This window comes from Streptomyces sp. NPDC002144 (assembly GCF_053593695.1).
Map to the genome: position 1 here is coordinate 56,246 of NZ_JBSFDB010000030.1, position 24,056 is coordinate 80,301.

The window sequence follows — 24,056 nt, forward strand, 5'->3', positions numbered from 1 at the left end:
GAGGACGAGAACAAGTAACCGAAGAAACCGCCGAGCCACGGGTCAAGAGGCCGCTCGATGGTCAGGATGGAGGCATGGGATTCCACGTCGACTCCGAGGCCGGGCGGCTGCGCCGCGTCATCCTGCACCGGCCGGATCTGGAGCTCAAAAGGCTCACCCCCAGCAACAAGGACGCCCTCCTCTTCGACGACGTGCTGTGGGTGCGCCGGGCGCGCGCCGAACACGACGGCTTCGCCGACGTGCTGCGCGACCGCGGGGTCACCGTCCATCTCTTCGGCGACCTGCTCACCGAGGCCCTTGAGGTCCCGGCGGCCCGCACCCTCGTCCTGGACCGGGTCTTCGACGAGAAGGAGTACGGCGTCCTCGCCACCGACCACCTCAGGGCCGCCTTCGAGACCCTCCCCGCGCCCGAGCTGGCCGAGGCGCTGGTCGGCGGTATGACCAAGCGCGAGTTCCTGGACGCGCACCCGGAGCCGACCTCGGTCCGTTTCCACGTCATGGACCTCGACGAGTTCCTGCTGGCGCCGCTGCCCAACCACCTCTTCACCCGCGACACCTCCGCGTGGATCTACGACGGCGTCGCCGTCAACGCCATGCGCTGGCCCGCCCGGCAGCGGGAGACCGTCCACTTCGAGGCGATCTACCGCCACCACCCCCTGTTCTGCGACGAGACGTTCCGCGTCTGGTCCGAGGGGCAGGCCGACTACCCGTCCACCATCGAGGGCGGGGACGTCCTGGTGATCGGCAACGGCGCCGTCCTGATCGGCATGAGCGAGCGGACCACCCCGCAGGCCGTGGAGATGCTCGCGCACAAGCTGTTCGCGGCCGGCTCCGCGCAGACGATCGTGGCCCTCGACATGCCGAAGCGGCGCGCCTTCATGCATCTCGACACCGTGATGACGATGGTCGACGGCGACACCTTCACCCAGTACGCGGGCCTCGGCATGCTCCGCTCGTACACCATCGAGCCGGGCGTCGGCGAGAAGGAGCTCAAGGTCACCGACCATCCGCCGGAGCACATGCACCGCGCGATCGCCGCCGCCCTGGGCCTCAGCGAGATCCGCGTGCTGACCGCCACCCAGGACGTGCACGCCGCCGAGCGCGAGCAGTGGGACGACGGCTGCAACGTCCTCGCCGTCGAGCCCGGTGTCGTCGTCGCCTACGAGCGCAACGCCACCACCAACACCCATCTGCGCAAGCAGGGCATCGAGGTCATCGAGATCCCCGGCAGCGAACTCGGCCGGGGCCGGGGCGGGCCGCGCTGTATGAGCTGTCCGGTCGAACGGGCGGCCGTATGAGCACACACCCGTGTGCATAGAAATGCTAAAGCTCGTATAGACTTCCAGGGTCCGTTGTTCCCGTATCTCTGGAGCGCCCCATGGCGACCGTCCCGACCGCCCTCGCCGGGCGCCACTTCCTCAAGGAGCTCGACTTCACGAGGGAGGAGTTCCTCGGCCTGATCGAGCTGGCCGCCGAGCTGAAGGCCGCGAAGAAGGCCGGGACCGAGCAGCGGTATCTGAGCGGCAGGAACATCGCGCTGATCTTCGAGAAGACCTCGACGCGCACCCGCTGCGCGTTCGAGGTCGCCGCCGCCGATCAGGGCGCCTCGACCACCTACCTCGACCCTTCCGGCTCGCAGATCGGGCACAAGGAGTCGGTCAAGGACACCGCGCGCGTGCTCGGCCGGATGTACGACGGGATCGAGTACCGCGGCGACAGCCAGCAGAAGGTCGAGGAACTCGCCGCCCACGCCGGTGTCCCCGTCTTCAACGGCCTCACCGACGACTGGCACCCCACCCAGATGCTGGCCGACGTGCTGACCATGACCGAGCACACCGCCAAACCGGTCGAGCGGATCTCCTTCGCCTACCTCGGCGACGCCCGCTTCAACATGGGCAATTCATACCTGGTCACCGGCGCCCTGCTCGGCATGGACGTCCGGATCGTGGCCCCGAAGGCGTACTGGCCGGCCCCGGAGATCGTCGACCGCGCGCACGAGCTGGCCGGGGTGAGCGGGGCACGGATCACCCTCACCGAGTCCGTGAGCGAGGGCGTGCTGGGCGCCGACTTCGTCGCCACCGACGTCTGGGTATCCATGGGCGAGCCCAAGGAGGTCTGGGACGAGCGGATCACCACCCTCGGCCCCTACGCGGTGACCATGGACGTCCTGCGCGCCACCGGCAATCCGGACGTCCGCTTCCTGCACTGCCTCCCGGCCTTCCACGACCTGGGCACCAAGGTCGGCCGGGAGATACACGAGACCCACGGCCTCGATTCGCTGGAGGTCACGGACGAGGTGTTCGAGTCCCCCTACTCGGTCGTCTTCGACGAGGCGGAGAACCGTCTGCACACCATCAAGGCGATCCTGGTGGCCACGCTGGCCTGAGGACGGTCAGACCGGGCGCCGCTGCGGCGGCACCGCCGGCAGCCGGAACCACACGGCCTTCCCGGAGTCCGTCGCGCGGTGTCCGCAGGACGAGCTGAGCGCGCGGATCAGCAGCAGCCCGCGCCCGTGTTCCTGCCAGGGGTCGGGCTCGTCCCCGTTCGGCCTGGTCAGATCGCCCGGCGGCGCCGGGTCCGGGTCGTGCACCTCGACCTGGCAGCCGCCCGGCAGCAGCTCCACCACGAGCTCTATGGGGGAGTCCCCGGCGGTGTGCTCCACCGCGTTCGCGACCAGCTCCGCCGTCAGCAGCTCCGCGGTGTCGCTGTCGGCCCCGTGCTCCAGCTCGGCCAGCGCCGTGCGCACCAGGGCGCGGGCCACGGGCACGGCCGCGGCGGAGTGCGGCAGCGCGATGCGCCAGGAGGCGGCGGAGGCCGAGGGGGGTTCGTACAAGGCGGATCCGTTCATGAGCAGGCTGTCCTGCTTTCAACCGTATGAATGGTACGGCGCCGCCGTCAGAGACGTCCGGCGGGCACCGCGGGGGACCTTCGGCCCCGTTGACGGGCGGCTTACCCCTGGAAACGGCTTGCCTCGCGCGGGTGCTCCCGCTGTTACCGCTCTATTGACGAGCGGTGACGAGCGGTGACAGGGCTATATTGCGTCCGTGACGACAGTCACGAATGAGTGATAACTTCGAGATGTGTCCGCGCCACCGTCCGAGGAGGCCGCACCGCATGAGTCCCTTCACCGGCTCCGCCGCCCGCACCGCCGACTGGCGGCACCTGTGCGTCGAGCTCACCGACGGGGTCGCGACCGTCACCCTGGCCCGCCCCGAGAAACTCAACGCGCTCACCTTCGGTGCCTACGCCGACCTGCGCGATCTGCTCGCCGAGCTGTCCCGTGAGCGCTCCGTCCGCGCCCTGGTCCTGGCCGGGGAGGGCCGCGGCTTCTGCTCCGGCGGCGACGTCGACGACATCATCGGCGCCACGCTGTCCATGGACACGGCCCAGCTGCTGGACTTCAACCGCATGACGGGCCAGGTCGTGAGGGCCGTACGGGAGTGCCCCTTCCCCGTGGTCGCGGCGCTGCACGGAGTGGCGGCGGGCGCCGGCGCGGTGCTGGCCCTGGCGGCGGACTTCCGGGTGGCCGACCCCACCACCCGGTTCGCGTTCCTCTTCACCCGGGTCGGGCTGTCCGGCGGCGACATGGGGGCGGCCTATCTGCTGCCCAGGGTCGTCGGGCTCGGCCACGCGACCCGCCTGCTGATGCTGGGCGACCAGGTACGGGCCCCGGAGGCCGAGCGCATCGGCCTGATCAGCGAACTGGTGGAAGAGGGCGCGGCGGACGAGGCGGCACAGTCCCTTGCCCGCCGACTGGCCGACGGCCCGGCCCTGGCGCACGCCCAGACGAAGGCGCTCCTGACGGCCGAACTGGACATGCCCCTGGCGGCCTCGGTCGAGCTGGACGCCTCCACCCAGGCCCTGCTGATGAACGGCGAGGACTACGCGGAGTTCCACGCGGCCTTCACGGAGAAGAGGCCGCCGAAGTGGCAGGGGAGGTGAGGTCGCGATGCGTGTCGCGATCATCGGGGGCGGACCCGGTGGACTCTACGCCGCCGCCCTGCTGAAGCGGCTCGATCCCGCGCGTGAGGTGACCGTCTGGGAGCGCAACGCCCCCGACGACACCTTCGGCTTCGGAGTCGTCCTCTCCGACGAGACCCTCGGCGGCATCGAACACGCCGACCGGGCCGTGTACGAGGCGATGCAGAAGGAGTTCGTCCGCTGGGACGACATCGACATCGTGCGCCGGGGCGAACGGCACACCTCCTCGGGCCACGGCTTCGCCGCCCTCGGCCGGAAACGCCTGCTGGAGATCCTGCACACCCGCTGCCGGAACCTCGGCGTGGACCTCCGCTTCCGCTCCGAGGCCCCCTACCCCGACTGGCTGTCCGGCACCTACGACCTCGTCGTCGCCGCCGACGGAGTCAACAGCACCACCCGCGAGGCCTACACCCATGTGTTCCGCCCCCAGGTGACCGGCCACCACTGCCGCTACATCTGGCTGGCCACCGACTTCCCCTTCGACGCCTTCCGCTTCGAGATCGCCGAGACCGAACACGGCGTGATGCAACTGCACGGCTACCCCTACTCCGGCGACGCCTCCACCGTGATCGTCGAGATGCACGAGAACGTCTGGCGCGCGGCCGGCTTCGAGGAACTCGACACCGCGGAGTCCATCGACCGCTGCGCCAAGATCTTCGCGGAGGCGCTCCGCGGTCGCCCCCTGCGCTCCAACAAGTCGGCCTGGACGACCTTCCGCACGGTCACCAACGAGCGCTGGTCCCACGGCAACGTCGTCCTGCTCGGCGACGCCGCCCACACCGCCCACTTCTCCATCGGCTCCGGCACCAAACTCGCCGTCGAGGACGCCCTCGCCCTCGCCGCCTGCCTGGAGGAACAGCCGTCCCTCGACAAGGCGCTCACGGCCTACGAGGAGGAGCGCAAACCCGTCGTCGCCTCCACCCAGCGCGCCGCCCGCGCCAGCCTGGAGTGGTTCGAGAACCTCGGCCTCTACCTCGACCAGCCCCCCCGCCAGTTCGCCTTCAACCTCCTCACCCGCAGCCGCCGCGTCACCCATGACAACCTCTGGCTGCGCGACGCCCGGTTCACCGGCTCCGTGGAGGACGAGTTCGGCTGCCCGCCCGGTACCCCGCCGATGTTCACCCCGTTCCGGCTGCGCGGGCTGACCCTGCGCAACCGGGTCGTCGTGTCGCCCATGGACATGTACTCCGCGGTCGACGGCGTCCCCGGCGACTTCCACCTCGTCCACCTCGGCGCCCGCGCCCTCGGCGGTGCCGGGCTGGTGATGACCGAGATGGTCTGCGTCAGCGCGGAGGGCAGGATCACCCCCGGCTGCACCGGCCTCTACACCGGCAAGCAGGCCGACTCCTGGCGGCGGATCACCGACTTCGTGCACACCCGGTCCCCCGGCACCGCGATCGGCGTGCAACTCGGCCACTCCGGCCGCAAGGGCTCGACCAGGCTGATGTGGGAGGGCATGGACGAACCGCTGCCCGAGGGCAACTGGCCCGTCGTGGCCCCCTCCCCGCTGCCGTACAAGCCGGACAGCCAGACACCGCGCGAGCTGACCCGCGCCCAACTCACCGATATCCGCGAGCAGTTCACCTCCGCCGCCTGGCGGGCCGCACGCGCCGGCTTCGACCTCCTCGAACTGCACTGCGCCCACGGCTACTTGCTCTCCGGCTTCCTCTCCCCGCTCACCAACCGCCGCACCGACGGCTACGGCGGCTCGCTGGAGAAACGACTCCGCTTCCCGCTGGAGGTCTTCGACGCCATCCGGGGCGTGTGGCCGGAGGAGAAGCCCATGACGGTCCGCATCTCCGCCACCGACTGGGCCGACGGCGGGACGACCGCCGAGGACGCCGTCGAGATCGCCCGCGCCTTCGCCGCGCACGGCGCCGACGCGATCGACGTGTCGACCGGCCAGGTCGTCGCCGAGGAGCGGCCGGAGTTCGGGCGGTCGTACCAGACGCCGTACGCGGACCGGATCCGGCGCACCACCGGTGTCCCGGTGATCGCGGTCGGCGCGATCTCCTCCTGGGACGACGTCAACTCCCTGATCCTGGCCGGGCGTGCGGACCTGTGCGCCCTCGCCCGGCCGCACCTCTACGACCCGCACTGGACCCTGCACGCGGCCGCCGAACAGGGCTACGACGGTCCGGGCGTCGTCTGGCCGGCCCCGTACCGAGCGGGCAGCCGCCGCCCCCAGACCGGCCGCACGGACGCTCCCAAACCCCGCCTCACGCTGGGGAGTTGACCCTGACAGTTCAGGGCTGCCCTCCGCCCGCGAACACCGCCCCCGCGTCCCTGAGCCGCTCGTGCAGCTCCCGGAAGACCGCGGCCGAGCGGACGCCCGGCCAGTCCTCGGGAAGCAGACGGGCGGGCAGGCCGGGGTCGGTGTAGGGGAGGTGGCGCCAGGAGTCGAGGGCGAGGAGGTAGTCGCGGTACGCCTCCTCGGGCGGAGTGTCCCCGCGCTCCCGCCAGGTGTGCAGCACGGGCGCGTGCCGGTCGAGGAACGCCTCGTGCTCCTTGGCGATCGCGGTCAGGTCCCACCAGCGGGCGACGGCCTCCACGGTCGCGGCGAAGCCCAGGTGCTCGCCGCGGAAGAGGTCCACGTACGGGTCCAGGTGCAGCCGGCGCAACGTGTGCCGTGTCTCCTCGTACAGCCGGGCCGGGGCGATCCACACGCCCGGCGCCGCCGTGCCGAAGCCGAGCCCGGCCAGCCGTGAGCGCAGCACATGCCGTTTCTGCCGCTCCGACTCCGGCACCGAGAACACCGCGAGCACCCAGCCGTCGTCCTCGGGCGGCGCGGTGGCGTAGATGCGCCGGTCGCCGTCCTCGAGCAACTGCCGTGCGTCCGGCGAGAGTTCGTACCCCGCGGCGCCCTCGGCCGTGCGGGCAGGCAGCAGCAGTCCGCGGCGTTTGAGACGGGACACCGAGGAACGGACGGAGGGGGCGTCCACGCCGACCGCGGCCAGCAGCCGGATCAGCTCCGCGACGGGCACCGGGCCCGGCGCGAAGCGGCCGTAGGCGCCGTAGAGCGTGACGATGAGAGACCGTGGTGCATGCTGGTCGGACACGTTGATCATCTTAGGTCTTCGTGATCACTGCTGGTCACCATCGGTGCGCAAACGGAACCTCTGGAGCTTCCCGGTCGCCGTGCGCGGCAGCGCGTCCGAGAAGACGATCTCGCGCGGGCACTTGTACGGCGCGAGTTCCGCCTTGACGAAGGCGCGCAGGGCATCCGCGTCCCGTACGGCGCCCTCCTTGAGGACCACATGGGCCACGACCACCTGTCCGCGGGCCTCGTCGGGCCGCCCCACCACCGCCGCCTCCACCACGTCCGGGTGACGCAGCAACGCGTCCTCGACCTCCGGCCCCGCGATGTTGTACCCGGCCGAGATGATCATGTCGTCGGCCCGGGCCACGTAACGGAAGTAGCCGTCCGGCTCCCGGACGTAGGTGTCGCCGGTGACGTTCCAGCCGTCGCGCACGTAGTCGCGCTGGCGCGGATCGGCGAGGTAGCGGCAGCCGACCGGCCCGCGCACGGCCAGCAGCCCCGGCTCCCCGTCGGGAACGGGCCGCCCGTCCGCGTCCTGCACGCGCGCCTCCCAGCCCGGCACGGGCACCCCGGTCGTCCCGGGCCGGACGTCGTCGTCGGCCGCGGAGATGAAGATGTGCAGCAGCTCGGTCGCGCCGATGCCGTTGATGATCCGCAGCCCGGTCCGCTCGTACCAGGCCCGCCAGGTGGCCGCGGGGAGGTTCTCGCCGGCGGAGACGCAGCGGCGCAGCGACGAGACGTCGTGGGCGTCGAGGTCGTCCAGCATCGCGCGGTAGGCGGTCGGGGCGGTGAACAGTACCGAGACGCGGTGGTCGGCGACGGCGGGCAGCAGTTGCTTGGGGTGCGCCTGTTCAAGCAGCAGCGCGCTCGCGCCGGCCCGCATCGGGAAGACGACCAGTCCGCCGAGGCCGAAGGTGAAGCCGAGCGGCGGGCTGCCCGTGAACACATCGTCCGCATGGGGCTTGAGCACATGCTTCGAGAAGGTGTCCGCTATGGCGAGCACATCCCGGTGGAAGTGCATGCACCCTTTCGGGCGACCCGTGGTGCCCGAGGTGAACGCGATCAGCGCGACGTCGTCGGCCGCGGTGTCCACGGCCGGGTAGGGCGCGCCGGGCGCCGGGCGGCGCAGCAGGTCGTCGGGGGCGTCGCCGCCGTAGGTGGTGATGCGCAGGCCGGGTATCTCGGCCTTGGCGAGGTCGTCGACGGAGCGGATGTCGCAGAGGGCGTGCCGGACCAGTGCCATGTCACATATCACTGCCAGCTCGTGCGGCCGCTGCTGCGCCAGCACGGTCACCGCCACCGCCCCCGCCTTCAGCACCGCCAGCCAGCACGCGGCGAGCCACGGCGTGGTCGGCCCGCGCAGCAGCACGCGATGGCCGGGTACGACCCCGAGCTCGGCGGTGAGGACGTGCGCCAGCCGGTCGACACGGGCGCGCAGCTCGCCGTACGTCCAGGTGGGGCCGTCCGGCGTGTGGAACACCGGGCGCTCGTCGGGCGGGCCGGCGAGGAGCTCGGCGGCGCAGTTCAGCCGATCGGGGTACCGCAGCCCGGGCAGCTCGAAACGGAGGTCGGGCCACTGGTCGGGGGGCGGGAGGTGGTCGCGCGCGAAGGTGTCGACGTGGGCCGAGACGATCATGGCGGTTCGCCCCCTTGCCTTGTGGGCCGCCGTTGGTGGGCGTCGTGGTGGGCCGCGGCAACGAGCGTATCGCGTTGGTGACGGCAGTCAACAGAGCGCGATAACGTCGAGGGAGACGCGGCGGAGAGGAGACCGGCGATGCCCGCATTCTCACTCGAACCGGAACAGATCGCCTGGTGTGCGCGGCTGCGTACGCTGGCGGCGGAGCGGCTGCGCCCGCTCGCCGAGAAGGGCGAGCCCGGCCACGTCAACCGCCCGCTGGTCGAGGAACTGGGCCGACTCGGCCTGCTGGGCCGCCTGTTCACCTCCGGCGCGCTCGACCTGTGCCTGATGCGGGAGTCCCTCGCCCACTCCTGCACGGAGGCGGAGACGGCCCTCGCCCTGCAGGGCCTGGGCGCCCATCCCGTGCACGTCCACGGCAGCCCCGCCCAGCGGGAGAACTGGCTGCCGAGGGTGAGCGACGGGACCGCGGTGGCCGCGTTCGCGCTGAGCGAGCCGAACGCGGGCTCGGACGCGGCGGCGCTGGCGCTGCGGGCGGAGCCCGACGGAGCGGCCCGCTGGCGCCTGACCGGGGAGAAGTGCTGGATCTCCAACGCCCCCGAGGCCGACTTCTACACCGTCTTCGCGCGCACCACCCCCGGCGCCGGGGCCCGTGGGGTGACCGCCTTCCTGGTCCCCGCCGACCGCCCGGGACTCACCGGGACCGCCCTCGACATGCTCTCGCCGCACCCCATCGGCGCCCTCGACTTCGACGCCGTGCCCGTGACCGCGGACGACGTCCTCGGCGAGGTCGACCGCGGCTTCCGCGTGGCGATGGGCACCCTCAACCTCTTCCGGCCCAGCGTCGGGGCCTTCGCCGTCGGCATGGCACAGGCCGCGCTGGACGCGACCCTCGCGCACACCGCCCGACGGGACGCCTTCGGCGGCAAGTTGCGGGATCTGCAGACCGTCGCACACCAGGTCGCCGACATGGCGCTGCGCACCGACGCGGCCCGCCTCGTGGTGTACGCGGCGGCGACGGCGTACGACGAGGGTGCCCCGGACGTCCCCAAGCGGGCGGCGATGGCGAAGCTGCTGGCCACCGAGACCGCGCAGCAAGTCGTCGACACGGCCGTCCAGTTGCACGGGGCCCGGGCGCTGCGCCGCGGGCATCTGCTGGAGCACCTGTACCGCGAGGTGCGCGCACCGCGTGTCTACGAGGGCGCCAGCGAGGTCCAACGCGGCATCATCGCGAAGGAGTTGTACAAGGAACTGGACGCGGAGACGGAAACCCCGGAGGCAGGCCAGTGAGCACCGAACGCGTCAACCCGCCCGACCTCTCCCCGCCCACCGGCTTCTCGCACGCGGTCGTCGCCACCGGCACCCGCGTGGTCTTCCTGGCCGGCCAGACCGCCCTGGACACCGAGGGCAAGGTCACCGGCGACACGCTCCCCGCCCAGTTCGAGAAGGCGCTCACCAATCTGCTGACCGCGCTCACCGCGGCCGGCGGCACCCCCGCGGACCTGGCCCGCGTCACCGTCTACGCCACGGACGTCGCCGCCTACCGGGTCCACGCCCCCGAACTCGGGCGGATCTGGCGGCGGTTGGCGGGACGGGACTACCCGGCGATGGCGGTCGTTGAGGTCGTACGCCTCTGGGACGACCAGGCACAGGTGGAGCTCGACGGCTTCGCCGTGCTGCCCTGAGCGGAATCGGTCAGGCGGCGACGGCCAGTCGCTCGGCGGGCAGCCGGTGCGGCGCGACGACGCGGCCGTCGGCGGTCAGCTCACCGCTGTCGTCGAACACAATCCCGCCGTCGCACAGCAGCGCCCAGCCCTGCTCGGGGTGGGCGGCGACGATGTGCGGGGCGTGGCCGTCGGAGGCAGGGCACGAGGGCCGACGTGTACACATGGCGTACCTCCAGGTCGGTCGGGACCCCTCGGTCCGGGTCCCTGTGAACAAGACCATGCTCCCGTCGCGAACTCATCGGAACGGCTGGACGAGAAGCGTGACAACACGCGGACAACACCCGGACGGTTCCACGACCGTCGATGCGGACTCGCCACCGAAGGGGTGACGGTCACGGCAACACGCGCGCGCGCCCGGTACCAGTGGAAGCCCCACCTTCAGGAGGTTCCCGATGCCCGCGCTCTCCCTGCGCCCCGCCCTCGCCCTCGCCGGCGCCGCGGCCGCGCTGCTCCCGCTCGCCGCCACCGCCGCACCGGCGAGCGCGGACCCGTACGAGACCGTGACCGTCGACCCCACCGGCACCATCGCCGCGGACGGCACCGTCACGCTCTCCGGCACCTACAGCTGTCTCGGCAACACCGGCCCGGTCTTCGTCAGCTCGTCCCTGAGCCAGGGCACCTCGACCGTCCGTCACGGCATCGGCGGCACCCGTGCCGTCTGCGACGGCGTGACGCACGCCTGGGCGAACACCGGCAAGGTCTCCTCGGAACCGGTCCAGCCGGGAGCGGCCACCGTCGAGGCCACCGTCATGGAACTGCGCCCCGTCGGCGGCCTGCCCCTGCCCCGCTTCCACGCCCTGCAGCGCCAGGACGTCACCCTGACCCGGAGCTGACCGCCGCCCGCCGTGCCCGCGGGACCACGGACCGCGGGCACGACGGCCCCACCACACTCCACAGATAGGTTGCGTGCCGACAGGATAGTGTGCAAAGAGCTTGCAACCGGCTGGGAGGGGAGTGGCGGCACATGGCGAAGGAGGCGTCCGCGCGGCCGGTGGTCAGCCGGCGCCGGGAGGTCGGTGACACCAGCGCGCGCTCGCTGCTGATGACCGTGCTCGGCGAGTTCGTCCTGCCGCGCGGCCGCCCCGTATGGACGTCGGCGCTGGTCGAGACGCTGGCGCTGTTCGGCGTCGAGGAGAAGTCGGCCCGCCAGGCGCTGGCCCGCACGGCGGCCGAGGGCTGGCTGGCCTCGGAGCGGGTGGGCCGCCGGGTGCGCTGGGCGCTGACCCCGCCCGGACGGCGGCTGCTGACCGAGGGCGCGCAGCGCATCTACGACTTCGGCAGCGGCGAGCGGGCCTGGGACGGCACCTGGCTCGTCGTCCTCGTCTCGGTCCCCGAGACCAAGCGGGACCTGCGCCACCGCCTGCGCACCCGCCTCAGCTGGGCCGGCTTCGGCTCCCCGGAGCCGGGCGTGTGGATCACCCCCCACACCCACCGCGAGCCCGAGGCCCTCGCCGTCCTCAAGGAACTCCAGCTCGCCGACGGCGCCCTGTCCTTCACCGCCACCTACGGCGCCCTCGGCAGCGAGGCGGCCATGGTCGCCCGCGCCTGGGACCTGAGCGAGGTGGAGGAGCGGTACGAGGGGTTCATCGACGGGTTCACCGGCCTGCACCCGGCACCCGGCGACCCCACGCTGCACGCCCTGACCCTGCTCGTCCACGAGTGGCGCCGCTTCCCCTTCCTCGACCCGCGCCTCCCGCCCGAACTCCTCCCGCCCGGCTGGAGCGGCGCCAGGGCCACCGCCCTCTTCCGCGGCCGGCACGCCGACTGGACGACGGAGGCGCAACGGCGGTGGGAGGAACTGCAGGACTAGGGCCCGGAAAGCGGCCCCGAAAAAAAGCAGTTGCCGGCCTGCGGGCCCCTGCTGCTAGCTTGCGGTCGGCCGTGCGACCGATCGAGGAGGTGAGACCCATGAACGCTGTATCGACGTGGGTGCTCCCTCCTTCTCCACGGTCCGGCGACTGACGCGGGTGTCGCCGGGAGCGCCTCCACCACCAGGCACTCCCGAAAGGCCACACCTATGTCCTCTGTGCACTTCACCACCGAGTCGTCCGCCCACGGCATGCGCGAACGCGACTTCACCCTGGGCGACATCCCCGGCATCCTCTGGTCGCCGCTGTCCGGCGCCGACCGCGCACCCCTCGTCCTGATGGGCCACGGGGGCGGCACCCACAAGAAGTGGCCCGCCATGTCGGGCCGCGCACGCCTCCTCGTCGCCCGCGGCTTCCATGTCGCCGTCATCGACGCGCCCGGCCACGGCGAGAGGCCGCGCACGGCGTACGCCGAGCAGGAGATCGCCGAGCTGTACCGGGCGAGGGAGGCGGGCGAGCCGGAAGGCCCGATCGTGGTCCGCTACAACGCCCACCTCGCCGAGCGCGCCGTCCCCGAGTGGCGGGCGACCCTGGACGCCCTGTGCGCGTCCACCACGGTGTCACCGTCGATCACGGCACCTCCTCGGGGCGGATCATCTCCCTCAGCACGTTACGCCGGATCTTCCCGGTCGGCGTGCGCGGCAGTTCCGGCAGCGCGACGACCGCGCGCGGCCGCTTGAACGCCGCCAGCCCCTCCCGGCACCAGGCGACCAGAGCCTGAGCGTCCACCTCGCACCCCGCCCGCGGCACCACGCACGCCACCGGCAGATCCAGCCCGTCCGCATCCCGCGCCCCGACCACGGCGACCTCGGCCACGTCCGGATGTGCCAGCAGCCGCTCCTCCACCTCCGCGGGCGAGACCCAGATGCCGCCCGCCTTCAGCAGGTCGTTGGTGCGGCCCAGGCAGGTGTAGGTGCCGTCGGTGTTGCGGACGTAGGTGTCGCCGGTGCGCACCCAGTCGCCGAGGAAGACCTGCCGGCTGGTCTTCGCCCGGCACCAGTAGCCGACGGCGGCCGACTCCCCGCGCACATACAGCTCACCGGGCACACCCGTGCCGTCCACCACCTGCCCCGCGTCGTCCCTCAGCTCGACGGCGTACCCCGGAAGAGGTTCGCCGGAGGAGCCGGGACGGACCCGCCCCGGCCGGTTGGAGATGAAGATGTGCAGCATCTCGGTCGAGCCGATCCCGTCGAGCACCTCCACGCCGAACTGCTCCCGCACTCCCTGGTAGATCCGCGCCGGAAGCGCCTCACCGGCGGAGACGCCCACGCGTACGGTCGCGAAGGCGTCGTCGGGGATGTCCGGGCTCGCGAGCAGCGCGCCGAGGAACCCGGGCACACCGAACAGCACGGTCGCCCGGTCGGCCGCCGCCCGCTTGGCGAACAGCCCGGGCGAGGGCCGGGCCGGCTCCAGTACGGCCGTGGCGCCGGCCGACAGCGGGAAGAACATCGAGTTGCCGAGCCCGTAGGCGAAGAACAGCTTCGCGACCGACAGACAGCGGTCCTCGGGGCCGATGCCCAGCACCCGCTGCCCGTAGTTCTCCGCGACCAGCCGGATGTCGTCGTGCCGGTGCATCGCCGCCTTGGGCGTGCCCGTGGTGCCGGACGTGTAGAGCCACAGGGCGGGGGAGTCGTGCCAGGTGGGATACGGCCCTTCGTCCCCGCCCGCCCGCCAGAGCCGCCCCAAGTCGCCGCCCAGCAGGGTGTGTTCGACCTCCGGCGCGTCCTGGACAGCCGTGTGGACGACCGGCGCGAACTCCTCGGAGGCCAGCACCACCCGGCTGCGGCAGTCCGCCACCAGCCTGCCCAGTTCCGGCCCGGTCAGCATGGTCGACGCGGGCACGGCCACCGCGCCGATGCGGAACGCGGCGAGGATGCCGGCGAACAACTCGACATCGTCGGCCATGCAGAACAGGACACGCTCCTCGGGCCGTACGCCGAGGGCACGCAGCCCGGCCGCCGACCGCCGTACCTCGTCGGCCAGTTCCCGGTACGTCAGGCTCCGCGTCGGCGTGACGACGGCGGTACGGCCGCCGTTGCCCTCGTCGACCTGCCGGTCGACCAGCCAGTCCGCCGCGTTGAACAGCTCGGGCATGGGGGCCGCCTCACACCAGTCGGACGTACTCGTAGTCGAACGGCTTGCCGTTGATCCCGTTGACCGGCGGCGCCACCCAGCTCGCGATCCGCCCGCGCTCGTACACCGGCCGCATCAGCGACCGTACGAACGCCAGGTCCTCGGCGGTGGGCAGCCAGTGGCGCCGGTTCGCCTCCCAGGCCCGCTCGTCGACGATCCTGCCGTCGGGGGTGACGTGGTGGCCGGAGGCGAGGCCGACCTGGCGGTTGAAGCCCGGGTGGGGGAGGTGGAAGCGGACGTCGATGCCGTGGTCCTCGAGGATCCGGTTCCAGCGTTTGACGCCGGTTTGGCAGTCGGCGATGTACTCGTCGCGCAGGTCGAGGTTGAGGGCGAGCAGCGCGGGGACCTCGTCGGCCCCCCAGGTGCCGTCCTCGGCGGGCCTGTCCAACCGCACGCCGTCCTCGGTGAGCCGGTGGTCGTCGCCCCGGCGCTCCTCCTGCCAGCGGCCCTTGAGCCCCGCCGTGTAGTAGTTGGCCGCGTTGGTGGAGGTCTCGCTGCCGAACAGGTCGAGGGAGACGGTGTAGTGGAAGTTGATGTACTTCTGGATGATGTCGAGCGGTATCCCGCCGCACCCGGCGATGTCCAACGTGTCGTTCTCCACGACGAGTTGTGCACTGCGGGCGACGACCCGGTCGACCCCGGTCGTCCCCACCATCATGTGGTGGGCCTCCTCCTTCAGCATGAAGGTGCAGGTCCGCGACAGCGGATCGAAGGCGCTCTCCTTCAACGAGCCCAACTGGTACTTGCCGTCCCGGTCGGTGAAGTACGTGAACATGTAGAAGGCCAGCCAGTCGGCGGTCTCCTCGTTGAACGCGCCCAGGATGCGCGGGGAATCTGGGCTGCCGGAGTTGCGGTACAGCAGCGCCTCGGCCTCCTCCCGCCCCTCACGGCCGAAGTAGGCGTGCAACAGGTACACCATCGCCCAAAGATGCCGCCCCTCCTCGACGTTGACCTGGAAGAGGTTGCGCAAGTCGTACAGGCTCGGCGCGCTCAGCCCCAGCAGTCGCTGCTGCTCGACCGACGCGGGCTCGGTGTCGCCCTGGACGACGATGAGCCGTTGCAGGTCGGCGCGGTACTCGCCGGGCACCTGCTGCCACACCGGCTCGCCCTTGTGCTCGCCGAAGGCGATACGGCGGTCCGGGGTGGGCTCGGCCAGGAAGATGCCCCAGCGGTAGTCGGGCACCTGGACATGGTCGAAGTGCGCCCACCCGTCCCGGCCCACCGACACGGCCGTGCGCAGATAGACGCCGTGGTTCTCCAGGGCGGGGCCCATCTCGCCCCACCAGCCGAGGAACTTGGGCTGCCAGCCCTCCAGGGCCCGCTGCAGCCGGCGGTCGTCGGCGAGGCCGACGTTGTTGGGGATCTTGGCGTCGTAGTCGATGGCCGTGGGCATCGGATCACACTCGCTTCCGGTCGTGGACGGCCCGCTGCCCGGTGCCGTAACGGCGCAACGCGCCCTCCGGACCGGACGCGCCCGGCCGTACGAAGATCCAGTTCTGCCAGGCGCTGAGCCGGCCGAAGATCTTGGTCTCCATCGTCTCCGGGCCGACGAAGCGGTGGTTGGCCTCCATCCCGGTCAGCGCGTCGGGACTCAGCGCCGCCCGGTTCTCCAGCACCAGGCGGACCTCGTCCTCCCAGTCGATGTCGTCGGGCGCGTCGGTGACGAGCCCGAGCTCGCGGGCCTGGGCGGGGGTCAGGGGATGCCCGGTCGCCTCGCGGCGCAGCCAGTCGAGGTGGTCGTCGTCCCCGTAGAAGCGGGACGCGAGCCGGGACAGCCCGTTGCCCATCGGGAAGGTTCCGAAGTTGGCCACGGACAGCCGGAGTTGTGCCCGCTCAGCACTGTCCGGGTCCTCGACGGGTGGCCCGTCCAGCATGTACTGCACATCGCAGGCGAGGGCCAACTCCAGCAGCAGCCCGGCGAAGCAGCTCCCGGGCTCGATCAGCGCGACGAGACTGCGGCTGGTGACGTCGAGACGCTTCAGGGTGCGCTTGTAGTAGTGCAGGATCTCGTCGGCGAGCCAGTCACCGTCCGCCCGGGCGTCCAACAGCCGCTGTTCCTGGGCGATTACGAGGTCCGGGTCGCCCTCGGTGCGCAGCACCCAGGTGCCCAGCTCGGGCTCGTTGGCCCGCAGCCTCAGGATCAGGTCGTCGAGTTCACGGGTGAGGCGGAGCAGCCACCCCTCGGTGCCGTCCTGCGGCCCGCCCACGGTGATCCGGACGAGCCCGAGCGCCCGGTCGAACTCGGCGCGCACATGCCGGTAGAAGATCCCGGCGTCGCTGATCTCGCGTTCCAGCGGCGCGAGTCGGACACCCCGCACGTCCGCGGGCCGGGGATGGCGCGCCGCCGCCTCCCGGGCCCGCTGCTCGACGACCGCCCGGAAGTCCCGGCGCGGCACGATTTCGTCCACCAGCCGCCAGTCCACGGCCGTCTTGCCGCGCACCCCGTCGCTCCGGGTGGCGAAGACGTCGGCCAGGTCCTTGCGCACCCGCCGCTTGTCCGTGAGCCGGGTCAGACCGCCGGTACCGGGCAGCACGCCCAGGAGAGGCACCTCGGGCAGCGCGACGGCCGAGGAGTTGTCGTCGATCAGCAGGATCAGGTCGCAGGCCAGTGCCAGCTCGTAACCGCCGCCCGCGCAGGAGCCGTTGACGGCGGCGATGAAGGTGATCCCGGAGTGCTCGGAGGCGTCCTCCATGCCATTGCGCGTCTCGTTGGTGAACTTGCAGAAGTTCACCTTCCACTCGTGCGGGGAGGCGGCGAGCATACGGATGTTGGCGCCCGCGCAGAACACCTTCTCCTTGGCGCTGGTCAGCACCACGGCCCGTACTTCCGGGTGCTCGAAGCGCAGCCGCTGCACGGCGTCGTACAGCTCGATGTCGACACCGAGGTCGTAGGAGTTCAGCTTCAGCTCGTACCCCGGCACCAGCCCGCCGCCCTCGTCGACGTCCAGCTCCAGCCAGGCGACCGGCCCGTCCGTACGCAGCCTCCAGTGCCGGTACGTCTCCGGGCTCCGGTCGAAGGACACCTCCACCATGCCGAGCGCCTCCTCGCGCCGGTGCGGGTACCGACATCCCGATGGTCTACAGAAGCTCAGCAGTGCGTCAAGGTTTTGTAGAACAAAAAGGAGGCGTCGTTCCGTGCGCGGGAAGGGGGCGGAAGCGGCAACGCGCCGGTGGCGCGCCGCCCTCAGGGGCAGCGCGCCACCAGTCGGTCAGCCGGGATCAGGCCGGCGTGCCGGGTCGGTCAGTGGCGCTGGTCGCCACCGTGCCCGTTGCGCCCGCCGTCGCGGTCGTGCCAGCCGTCCCGGTCGTGGCGGCCACCGTCGCGGTCGTGACGGCGGCCCCCGTCGCGCCAGCCGTCGCGGTCGTGGCGGCGGTCCCCGTCGCGCCAGCCGTCGCGGTCGTGGCGGCCCCAGGAGGTCTCGTCGACCAGGCGGCCCAGCTCGTCACGCAGGGTCGCGGTGTCGGAGTCCCGGTCCCACACGTACCCGCGACGGGCCTGGTAGACGTCGCTCCCGGTGTCCCGGCCCAGACCCGTATGGACGCGGACGGTCGCACGGCCCTGGAGCAGGACGTGATGGAAGGTGTAGGTGTGGCCCTCCCGGTCGGACAGCGTCCAGTGGTCCAGGTTCACCGTCCGGCGGGATTCGTTGGTGATGTCCGCCCACTCCGCGTTCAGCGACCGGTTGCCCCGGCCGTCCCGCCACGGGGAGGCGTGGTGCACGGCGCTGATGAACACCGAGCCGTGGTGCCAGCGGCCGGGCTGATGGTCGGCGGCCGCCGCGGGGAGTGCGGCGGCACCTACGACGGCGGCGGCGACCGCGGCGGCGGCGGTCAGGCGACGGACGGAAGCAGTAACGGACACGAGTGTCCCCCTTCGCAAGGGCGGAACACCCCGGCCACGGCGATGAAACCGCAGGTCGGCGGGGTGTGTTGTGCGGGTGGCGACCGGTCGGCCGCACATCCACACCCTGCACGGAATCCCCACGTCCGGTGAGGGAAATGCGTGCGTCATTACAGATCCAACAGATATCTATGACTCTCGGCTGTATCGACCATTTATCGGCCGAATGCACAGGGTTGACGCGGTATAAGATTGTGTGCCCTTGGAAACACTGGAATGTGGCATCTGTCCGCCAGTCCCCGCCACCCCACCTGCGAGAACGCCGTCACCCGAAAGTGAGTAACGGCCCAACGCAAAAGGGCGCCCCCCTGGCGGGGGCGCCCCGTCACCTGTCAGATGTCCCGGAAGATCTCGATCTGCGCCCCGATCGAGTTCAGGCGCTCGGCCAGGTCCTCGTAACCGCGGTTGATGACGTACACGTTGCGCAGGACGGACGTGCCCTCCGCGGCCATCATCGCCAGGAGGACGACGACGGCGGGGCGCAGGGCGGGCGGGCACATCATCTCGGCCGCCCGCCAGCGGGTCGGGCCCTCGACCAGGACGCGGTGCGGGTCGAGGAGTTGGAGACGGCCGCCGAGACGGTTGAGGTCGGTGAGATAGATCGCCCGGTTGTCGTAGACCCAGTCGTGGATGAGGGTCTTGCCCTGGGCCACGGCCGCGATCGCCGCGAAGAACGGGACGTTGTCGATGTTCAGGCCCGGGAAGGGCATGGGGTGGATCTTGTCGATCGGCGCCTCGAGCTTGGAGGGCCGGACGGTCAGGTCCACAAGGCGGGTGCGGCCGTTGTCGGCGACGTACTCCGGGGTGCGGTCGTTCTCGAGGCCCATCTCCTCCAGGACCGCGAGCTCGATCTCCAGGAACTCGATGGGCACCCGGCGCACGGTCAGCTCCGACTCGGTGACGACGGCCGCGGCCAGCAGGCTCATCGCCTCGACCGGGTCCTCGGAGGGGGAGTAGTCGACATCGGTGTCGATGTCCGGCACGCCGTGCACGGTGAGCGTCGTGCTGCCGATGCCCTCGACCTTGACGCCGAGCGCCTCCAGGAAGAAGCACAGGTCCTGGACCATGTAGTTGGAGGAGGCGTTGCGGATGACGGTGACGCCGTCGTGCCGGGCGGCGGCCAGCAGCGCGTTCTCGGTCACGGTGTCCCCGCGCTCGGTCAGCACGATCGGACGGTCGGGCCGGACCGCACGGTCCACTTGGGCGTGGTACTGGCCCTCGGTGGCGGCGATGTCCAGCCCGAACCGCCTCAGCGCGATCATGTGCGGCTCGATGGTGCGGGTGCCCAGGTCGCAGCCGCCGGCATAGGGCAGCTTGAAGTGGTCCATACGGTGCAGCAGCGGGCCGAAGAACATGATGATGGACCGGGTGCGCACCGCCGCGTCGGCGTCGATCGCCGCCATGTCGAGCTCGGCCGGCGGCACGATCTCCAGGTCCACCCCGTCGTTGATCCAACGGGTGCGCACGCCGATGGAGTTGAGCACCTCCAGGAGGCGGTAGACCTCCTCGATCCGGGCGACCCGGCGCAGCACGGTGCGCCCCTTGTTGAGCAGGGACGCACACAGCAGCGCGACACACGCGTTCTTGCTCGTCTTGACGTCGATGGCCCCCGAGAGCCGACGGCCGCCGACCACCCGCAGATGCATCGGTCCCGCGTAGCCCAGTGAGACGATTTCGCTCTCAAGTGCCTCACCGATTCGAGCGATCATCTCAAGGCTGATGTTCTGGTTGCCCCGCTCGATGCGGTTGACAGCACTCTGACTGGTGCCCAGCGCCTCCGCCAGTTGTGCCTGTGTCCAGCCACGGTGTTGCCGGGCGTCACGGATGAGCTTGCCGATGCGTACGAGGTAGTCGTCTGCCATGGGGTTGAGGCTATCTCAGATATGAGATGGGGCATCTCGGGGGGTCCATTCGGGTGATGCCCCGTCAGTGTCGCTTGGCGGTGTGGGTCTTCCGCCACCCGAAAGGTCCGGGCAAATCCATCGATGTCGTACGACGTCCGGTGCTGCTGTGGGTGTGCCGCGGACCGTTCTTGCCGCCGGTGGTGATGGACCAGGAGTGCCGGTTGATGTTCAGGCGCACGCCGGGCAGTATCCGGAAACTCTTGCGGAACGTGAGGGGCATCGTGCCTCCTTCCGAGCGGGCTGTTTCCTGTCCGGTTACCCCGACTTGGCCGCCTGATGGCAGATCCCCCTGATCGCCCCCGTGATCGCCCCCGTGATCGCCCCCGTGATCGTCCGGGAAGCGGTCAGGATTCGAGAAGCGCCGACCGGCGGCCCCCGCATAGCGTTGGATCGAGCCAGGCCGCCCGAGACGTTGGAGAGACGATGAGCCACGCCGCCGACAGCCATGACCTGATCCGCGTGCACGGCGCGCGTGAGAACAACCTCAAGGACGTCAGCATCGAGATCCCGAAGCGCCGTCTCACGGTCTTCACCGGTGTCTCCGGATCGGGCAAGAGCTCGCTCGTCTTCGACACCATCGCCGCCGAGTCGCAGCGGCTCATCAACGAGACCTACAGCGCCTTCGTGCAGGGCTTCATGCCGACCCTGGCCCGGCCCGAGGTGGACGTCCTGGACGGTCTGACCACCGCGATCATCGTCGACCAGCAGCGTCTGGGGGGCGACCCCCGCTCCACCGTCGGCACCGCCACCGACGCCAACGCGATGCTGCGGATCCTCTTCAGCCGGCTCGGCACACCGCACATCGGCCCGCCGAGCGCGTACGCGTTCAACGTCCCCTCGGTCCGCGCGTCCGGTGCCATCACCGTCCAGAAGGGCGCGAGGAAAGCGGTGAAGGCGACCTTCGAGCGGACCGGCGGCATGTGCCCCCGCTGCGAGGGCCGCGGCAACGTCACCGACCTCGACCTCGCCCAGCTCTACGACGACTCCCTGTCGCTGAACGAGGGCGCCATCACCGTCCCCGGCTACAAGGGCGGCGGCTGGAACTCGCGTCTCTACATCGAGTCCGGTTTCTTCGACCCGGACAAGCCGATCAGCAAGTACACCAAGCGCGAACTGCACGACTTCCTGCACCGCGAGCCGACCCGGATGAAGATCGCGGGCATCAACATGACGTACGAGGGTCTGATCCCGCGGATCCAGAAGTCGATGCTCTCCAAGGACAAGGAGGCGATGCAGCCGCACATCCGGGAGTTCGTGGAGCGGGCCGTCACCTTCACCACCTGCCCCGAGTGCGACGGCACCCGGCTCGCCGAGGGCGCCCGCGCCTCGAAGATCAAGGGGATCAGCATCGCCGACGCCTGCGCGATGCAGATCACGGACCTCGCCGAGTGGGTCCGCGGGCTGGACGAGCCGTCCGTCGCCCCGCTGTTGACCGCGTTGCAGCAGTCCCTCGACTCCTTCTCCGAGATCGGCCTCGGCTATCTCGCGCTGGACCGGCCCTCGGGCACGCTGTCGGGCGGTGAGGCGCAGCGCGTCAAGATGATCCGCCATCTCGGCTCCTCGCTCACGGACGTGACGTACGTCTTCGACGAGCCGACCACCGGCCTGCACCCGCACGACATCCAGCGGATGAACGAACTGCTGCTGCGTCTGCGGGACAAGGGGAACACGGTGCTCGTCGTCGAGCACAAGCCGCAGACCATCGCCATCGCCGACCACGTCGTCGACCTCGGTCCCGGCGCCGGTACGGCGGGCGGCACCGTCTGCTTCGAGGGCACCGTCGAGGGCCTGCGCTCCGGCGACACCGTCACCGGCCGTCATCTCGCCGACCGGGCGGCCCTGAAGGAGAGTGTGCGCAAGCCGGCCGGACAGCTGGAGATCCGGGGTGCGAGCGCCCACAACCTGCAGAGCGTCGACGTCGACGTCCCCCTCGGGGTGCTCTGTGTGGTCACCGGTGTGGCGGGCTCCGGCAAGAGCTCCCTCGTCCACGGCTCGATCCCGCCCGGCGCGAACGTCGTCTCGGTCGACCAGGGCGCCATCAAGGGCTCGAGGCGCAGCAACCCGGCGACGTACACCGGACTGCTCGACCCGATCCGCAAGGCGTTCGCCTCGGCCAACGGGGTGAAGCCGGCCCTGTTCAGCGCCAACTCCGAGGGCGCCTGCCCGACCTGCAACGGCGTCGGTGTCGTCTACACCGACCTCGCGATGATGGCGGGCGTCGCCAGCACCTGCGAGGACTGCGAGGGCAAGCGGTACCAGGCCTCGGTGCTGGAGTACCGGCTCGGCGGGCGGGACATCAGCGAGGTGCTGGCGATGCCGGTGACGGAGGCGGTGGAGTTCTTCGGCGGCGGAGAGGCGGCGACCCCGGCCGCGCACCGCGTGCTCATGCGCCTCGCCGACGTCGGCCTCGGCTACCTCACGCTCGGCCAGCCGCTCACCACCCTCTCCGGCGGTGAGCGCCAGCGCCTGAAGCTGGCCACGCACATGGCCGAGAAGGGCGGGATCTACGTCCTCGACGAGCCGACCGCGGGCCTCCACCTCGCGGACGTCGAGCAACTCCTCGGCCTCCTCGACCGCCTGGTCGACTCCGGCAAGTCCGTCATCGTGGTCGAGCACCACCTGGCGGTCATGGCGCATGCCGACTGGATCATCGACCTCGGCCCCGGCGCGGGCCACGACGGCGGCCGCATCGTCTTCGAGGGCACCCCGTCCGACCTGGCCGCATCCCGCTCCACCCTCACCGGCGAGCACTTGGCGAAGTACGTGGCCGGCTAGGGGCATGCGCCCGGGAAAGCACGCGTGCGTGGAGCGTGTGACGGCGGGGGGACCGGAGCTCGGACCAGCCCGGATGATTCCCGTCGGCCCGGCGACGCCGTGCAGAGACCTTCGGTGACGGTGGGTTATCGCTCCCCGAGGTCCTCCAGCTCGAAGTGCCACACGACCACCAGCGGGGAGTCGCCCAGTGCGGTGGCGGCGGCCTCCGGGATCCAGTGGAGGACGTCCCAGGACATGTCGGTGGGGAGGGGGTCGGGCGGTGGGGGGAGGGGAGCGCGCGGGCGGTGGGGCTCCTCGCAGTGGCGGACCCGGAAGCCGAGGGGGAGGGCCGCCGCGAGGTACGCGCTGAGCGGGCGATGGTGTTCCGTCAGCAATGAGGGGCGGCCGTCGGGGCCGGGGCGGCGGGGAAGCGTGGGCCAGAGGTAGGACCCCGTCAGATGCGCGTCCGAGATCACCAGGTGTCCGCCGGGACGCAGTACCCGGGCGAACTCGGCCAGCACGGGCGCCAGTTCGGGGACGTGGGTGAGCGCTAGCGTGCAGACGACCGTGTCGACCGCGTCGTCGGGCAGCGGAAGCCGGTGCAGATCGGCCTGGAGGAACCCGACGTCCGGCAGCCGCTCGCGGGCCCGGGCGAGCATCTCCGGGGAGGCGTCCACGCCGATCACCCGATGGCCGAGCCCGTGCAGGTGAGCGGTGTGCCGACCGGTCCCGCAGGCCGCGTCGAGCGCCGTACCGACGGGCAGGCCGTCCAGCAGCCGTCGTACGACCGGCTGCTCGACGTCGATCATCTGGTTGCCGGGCGCGTCGTAGTGCGGAGCCCAGGACCGGTACACCTCGGCCGCGCCGATCGTGCCGTACGTCGCCGTGGCGGCCTCGGTCCGGGTGAGGGAGGGGGTCGCCAGCAGTCGTCGTATCTCGGTGAGCCGGGCCTCGACGAAGGCGCGGTCGGCGCTTCCTTCCCGGAAGCCGCGCAGCAAGGCGGCTCCCTCGACCCCCAGGAGATAGGCGAGCGGACTCAGGTAGGTCACTCCGCGACGCTATCGGCGCGAGGTCGGGCATGACCATCCAGCGCCCATGTACTAGAGTTATCT

General features: G+C 71.2%; 21 protein-coding genes. 10 read left to right on the plus strand and 11 right to left on the minus strand.

All coding sequences use genetic code 11. The annotated features are described in order from the left end of the window. Positions 1 to 74: 74 nt before the first annotated feature. Complete coding sequence (locus tag ACWCQ1_RS35680) at positions 75 to 1,298, plus strand: arginine deiminase (protein ID WP_133046081.1); 1,224 nt, start codon at positions 75 to 77, stop codon at positions 1,296 to 1,298. 80 nt (positions 1,299 to 1,378) lie between these two features. Beyond that, positions 1,379 to 2,386, plus strand: coding sequence for an ornithine carbamoyltransferase (argF, locus tag ACWCQ1_RS35685; protein ID WP_358598750.1), 1,008 nt, complete (start codon positions 1,379 to 1,381; stop codon positions 2,384 to 2,386). A 6-nt stretch (positions 2,387 to 2,392) separates the two neighbouring features. On the opposite strand, the gene ACWCQ1_RS35690 is transcribed toward argF, so the two are convergent. After that, complete coding sequence (locus ACWCQ1_RS35690; protein ID WP_133046079.1) at positions 2,393 to 2,848, minus strand: ATP-binding protein; 456 nt, start codon at positions 2,846 to 2,848, stop codon at positions 2,393 to 2,395. A 266-nt stretch (positions 2,849 to 3,114) separates the two neighbouring features. Between ACWCQ1_RS35690 and ACWCQ1_RS35695 the strand changes: the two genes are divergently transcribed. Together ACWCQ1_RS35695 and ACWCQ1_RS35700 are read left to right on the plus strand one after the other, a co-directional pair. Then, positions 3,115 to 3,942, plus strand: a complete 828-nt coding sequence (locus ACWCQ1_RS35695) for an enoyl-CoA hydratase family protein (protein ID WP_358598747.1) — start codon at positions 3,115 to 3,117, stop codon at positions 3,940 to 3,942. Positions 3,943 to 3,949: 7 nt separating this feature from the next. Next, on the plus strand, positions 3,950 to 6,217 hold the full coding sequence (locus ACWCQ1_RS35700; protein ID WP_451028229.1) for a bifunctional salicylyl-CoA 5-hydroxylase/oxidoreductase: 2,268 nt from the start codon (positions 3,950 to 3,952) through the stop codon (positions 6,215 to 6,217). A gap of 10 nt (positions 6,218 to 6,227) precedes the next feature. On the opposite strand, the gene ACWCQ1_RS35705 is transcribed toward ACWCQ1_RS35700, so the two are convergent. Further along, positions 6,228 to 7,049, minus strand: a complete 822-nt coding sequence (locus ACWCQ1_RS35705; RefSeq protein ID WP_358598741.1) for a PaaX family transcriptional regulator — start codon at positions 7,047 to 7,049, stop codon at positions 6,228 to 6,230. 15 nt (positions 7,050 to 7,064) lie between these two features. Next, entirely contained in the window at positions 7,065 to 8,744 is a 1,680-nt protein-coding gene (locus tag ACWCQ1_RS35710) for an AMP-binding protein (protein WP_451028248.1), read from the minus strand. A 51-nt stretch (positions 8,745 to 8,795) separates the two neighbouring features. Between ACWCQ1_RS35710 and ACWCQ1_RS35715 the strand changes: the two genes are divergently transcribed. Together ACWCQ1_RS35715 and ACWCQ1_RS35720 are read left to right on the plus strand one after the other, a co-directional pair. Beyond that, a complete protein-coding gene (locus ACWCQ1_RS35715) occupies positions 8,796 to 9,947 on the plus strand; it encodes an acyl-CoA dehydrogenase family protein (RefSeq protein ID WP_358598737.1) in 1,152 nt (383 codons plus the stop codon). Further along, on the plus strand, positions 9,944 to 10,342 hold the full coding sequence (locus tag ACWCQ1_RS35720; RefSeq protein WP_358598733.1) for a RidA family protein: 399 nt from the start codon (positions 9,944 to 9,946) through the stop codon (positions 10,340 to 10,342). Before ACWCQ1_RS35715 ends, ACWCQ1_RS35720 begins: the two co-directional genes overlap by 4 nt. Positions 10,343 to 10,352: 10 nt before the next feature. Here ACWCQ1_RS35720 and ACWCQ1_RS35725 read toward each other — a convergent pair whose 3' ends face one another. Next, the gene (locus tag ACWCQ1_RS35725) at positions 10,353 to 10,547 is read right to left on the minus strand and encodes a DUF5999 family protein (protein WP_133046072.1); all 195 of its coding nucleotides are present in this window, start codon (positions 10,545 to 10,547) and stop codon (positions 10,353 to 10,355) included. A gap of 229 nt (positions 10,548 to 10,776) precedes the next feature. Between ACWCQ1_RS35725 and ACWCQ1_RS35730 the strand changes: the two genes are divergently transcribed. The 3 genes from ACWCQ1_RS35730 (at position 10,777) to ACWCQ1_RS35740 (ending at position 12,932) form a co-directional block, all read left to right on the plus strand. Further along, on the plus strand, positions 10,777 to 11,217 hold the full coding sequence (locus ACWCQ1_RS35730) for a DUF6299 family protein (protein ID WP_358598730.1): 441 nt from the start codon (positions 10,777 to 10,779) through the stop codon (positions 11,215 to 11,217). 131 nt (positions 11,218 to 11,348) lie between these two features. Further along, positions 11,349 to 12,194: a PaaX family transcriptional regulator gene (locus ACWCQ1_RS35735; protein WP_451028230.1), complete on the plus strand. Its 846-nt coding sequence runs from the start codon at positions 11,349 to 11,351 to the stop codon at positions 12,192 to 12,194. Between the two features lie 207 nt (positions 12,195 to 12,401). Further along, positions 12,402 to 12,932: an alpha/beta hydrolase family protein gene (locus ACWCQ1_RS35740; RefSeq protein WP_451028231.1), complete on the plus strand. Its 531-nt coding sequence runs from the start codon at positions 12,402 to 12,404 to the stop codon at positions 12,930 to 12,932. Here ACWCQ1_RS35740 and ACWCQ1_RS35745 read toward each other — a convergent pair. From ACWCQ1_RS35745 to ACWCQ1_RS35770, 6 genes are all read right to left on the minus strand, one after another. Next, the gene (locus tag ACWCQ1_RS35745; RefSeq protein ID WP_451028232.1) at positions 12,823 to 14,346 is read right to left on the minus strand and encodes a benzoate-CoA ligase family protein; all 1,524 of its coding nucleotides are present in this window, start codon (positions 14,344 to 14,346) and stop codon (positions 12,823 to 12,825) included. The genes ACWCQ1_RS35740 and ACWCQ1_RS35745 overlap by 110 nt on opposite strands. 10 nt (positions 14,347 to 14,356) lie before the next feature. Beyond that, complete coding sequence (boxB, locus tag ACWCQ1_RS35750; protein WP_451028233.1) at positions 14,357 to 15,778, minus strand: benzoyl-CoA 2,3-epoxidase subunit BoxB; 1,422 nt, start codon at positions 15,776 to 15,778, stop codon at positions 14,357 to 14,359. Positions 15,779 to 15,782: 4 nt separating this feature from the next. After that, the gene (gene boxC, locus ACWCQ1_RS35755) at positions 15,783 to 17,417 is read right to left on the minus strand and encodes a 2,3-epoxybenzoyl-CoA dihydrolase (protein ID WP_358598714.1); all 1,635 of its coding nucleotides are present in this window, start codon (positions 17,415 to 17,417) and stop codon (positions 15,783 to 15,785) included. A 209-nt stretch (positions 17,418 to 17,626) separates the two neighbouring features. Next, the gene (locus ACWCQ1_RS35760) at positions 17,627 to 18,247 is read right to left on the minus strand and encodes a lamin tail domain-containing protein (protein WP_358598711.1); all 621 of its coding nucleotides are present in this window, start codon (positions 18,245 to 18,247) and stop codon (positions 17,627 to 17,629) included. A gap of 371 nt (positions 18,248 to 18,618) precedes the next feature. Next, on the minus strand, positions 18,619 to 20,148 hold the full coding sequence (locus ACWCQ1_RS35765; RefSeq protein WP_133046063.1) for a helix-turn-helix domain-containing protein: 1,530 nt from the start codon (positions 20,146 to 20,148) through the stop codon (positions 18,619 to 18,621). A 64-nt stretch (positions 20,149 to 20,212) separates the two neighbouring features. Then, the gene (locus ACWCQ1_RS35770; RefSeq protein ID WP_133046062.1) at positions 20,213 to 20,410 is read right to left on the minus strand and encodes a DUF4236 domain-containing protein; all 198 of its coding nucleotides are present in this window, start codon (positions 20,408 to 20,410) and stop codon (positions 20,213 to 20,215) included. Between the two features lie 203 nt (positions 20,411 to 20,613). On the opposite strand from ACWCQ1_RS35770, the gene ACWCQ1_RS35775 reads away from it, so the two are divergent. Then, entirely contained in the window at positions 20,614 to 22,965 is a 2,352-nt protein-coding gene (locus ACWCQ1_RS35775) for an excinuclease ABC subunit UvrA (protein ID WP_358598707.1), read from the plus strand. Positions 22,966 to 23,090: 125 nt separating this feature from the next. Here the strand turns inward: ACWCQ1_RS35775 and ACWCQ1_RS35780 are convergent, their stop codons facing one another. Next, a complete protein-coding gene (locus ACWCQ1_RS35780) occupies positions 23,091 to 23,993 on the minus strand; it encodes a class I SAM-dependent methyltransferase (RefSeq protein WP_358598704.1) in 903 nt (300 codons plus the stop codon). Positions 23,994 to 24,056: the final 63 nt, after the last annotated feature.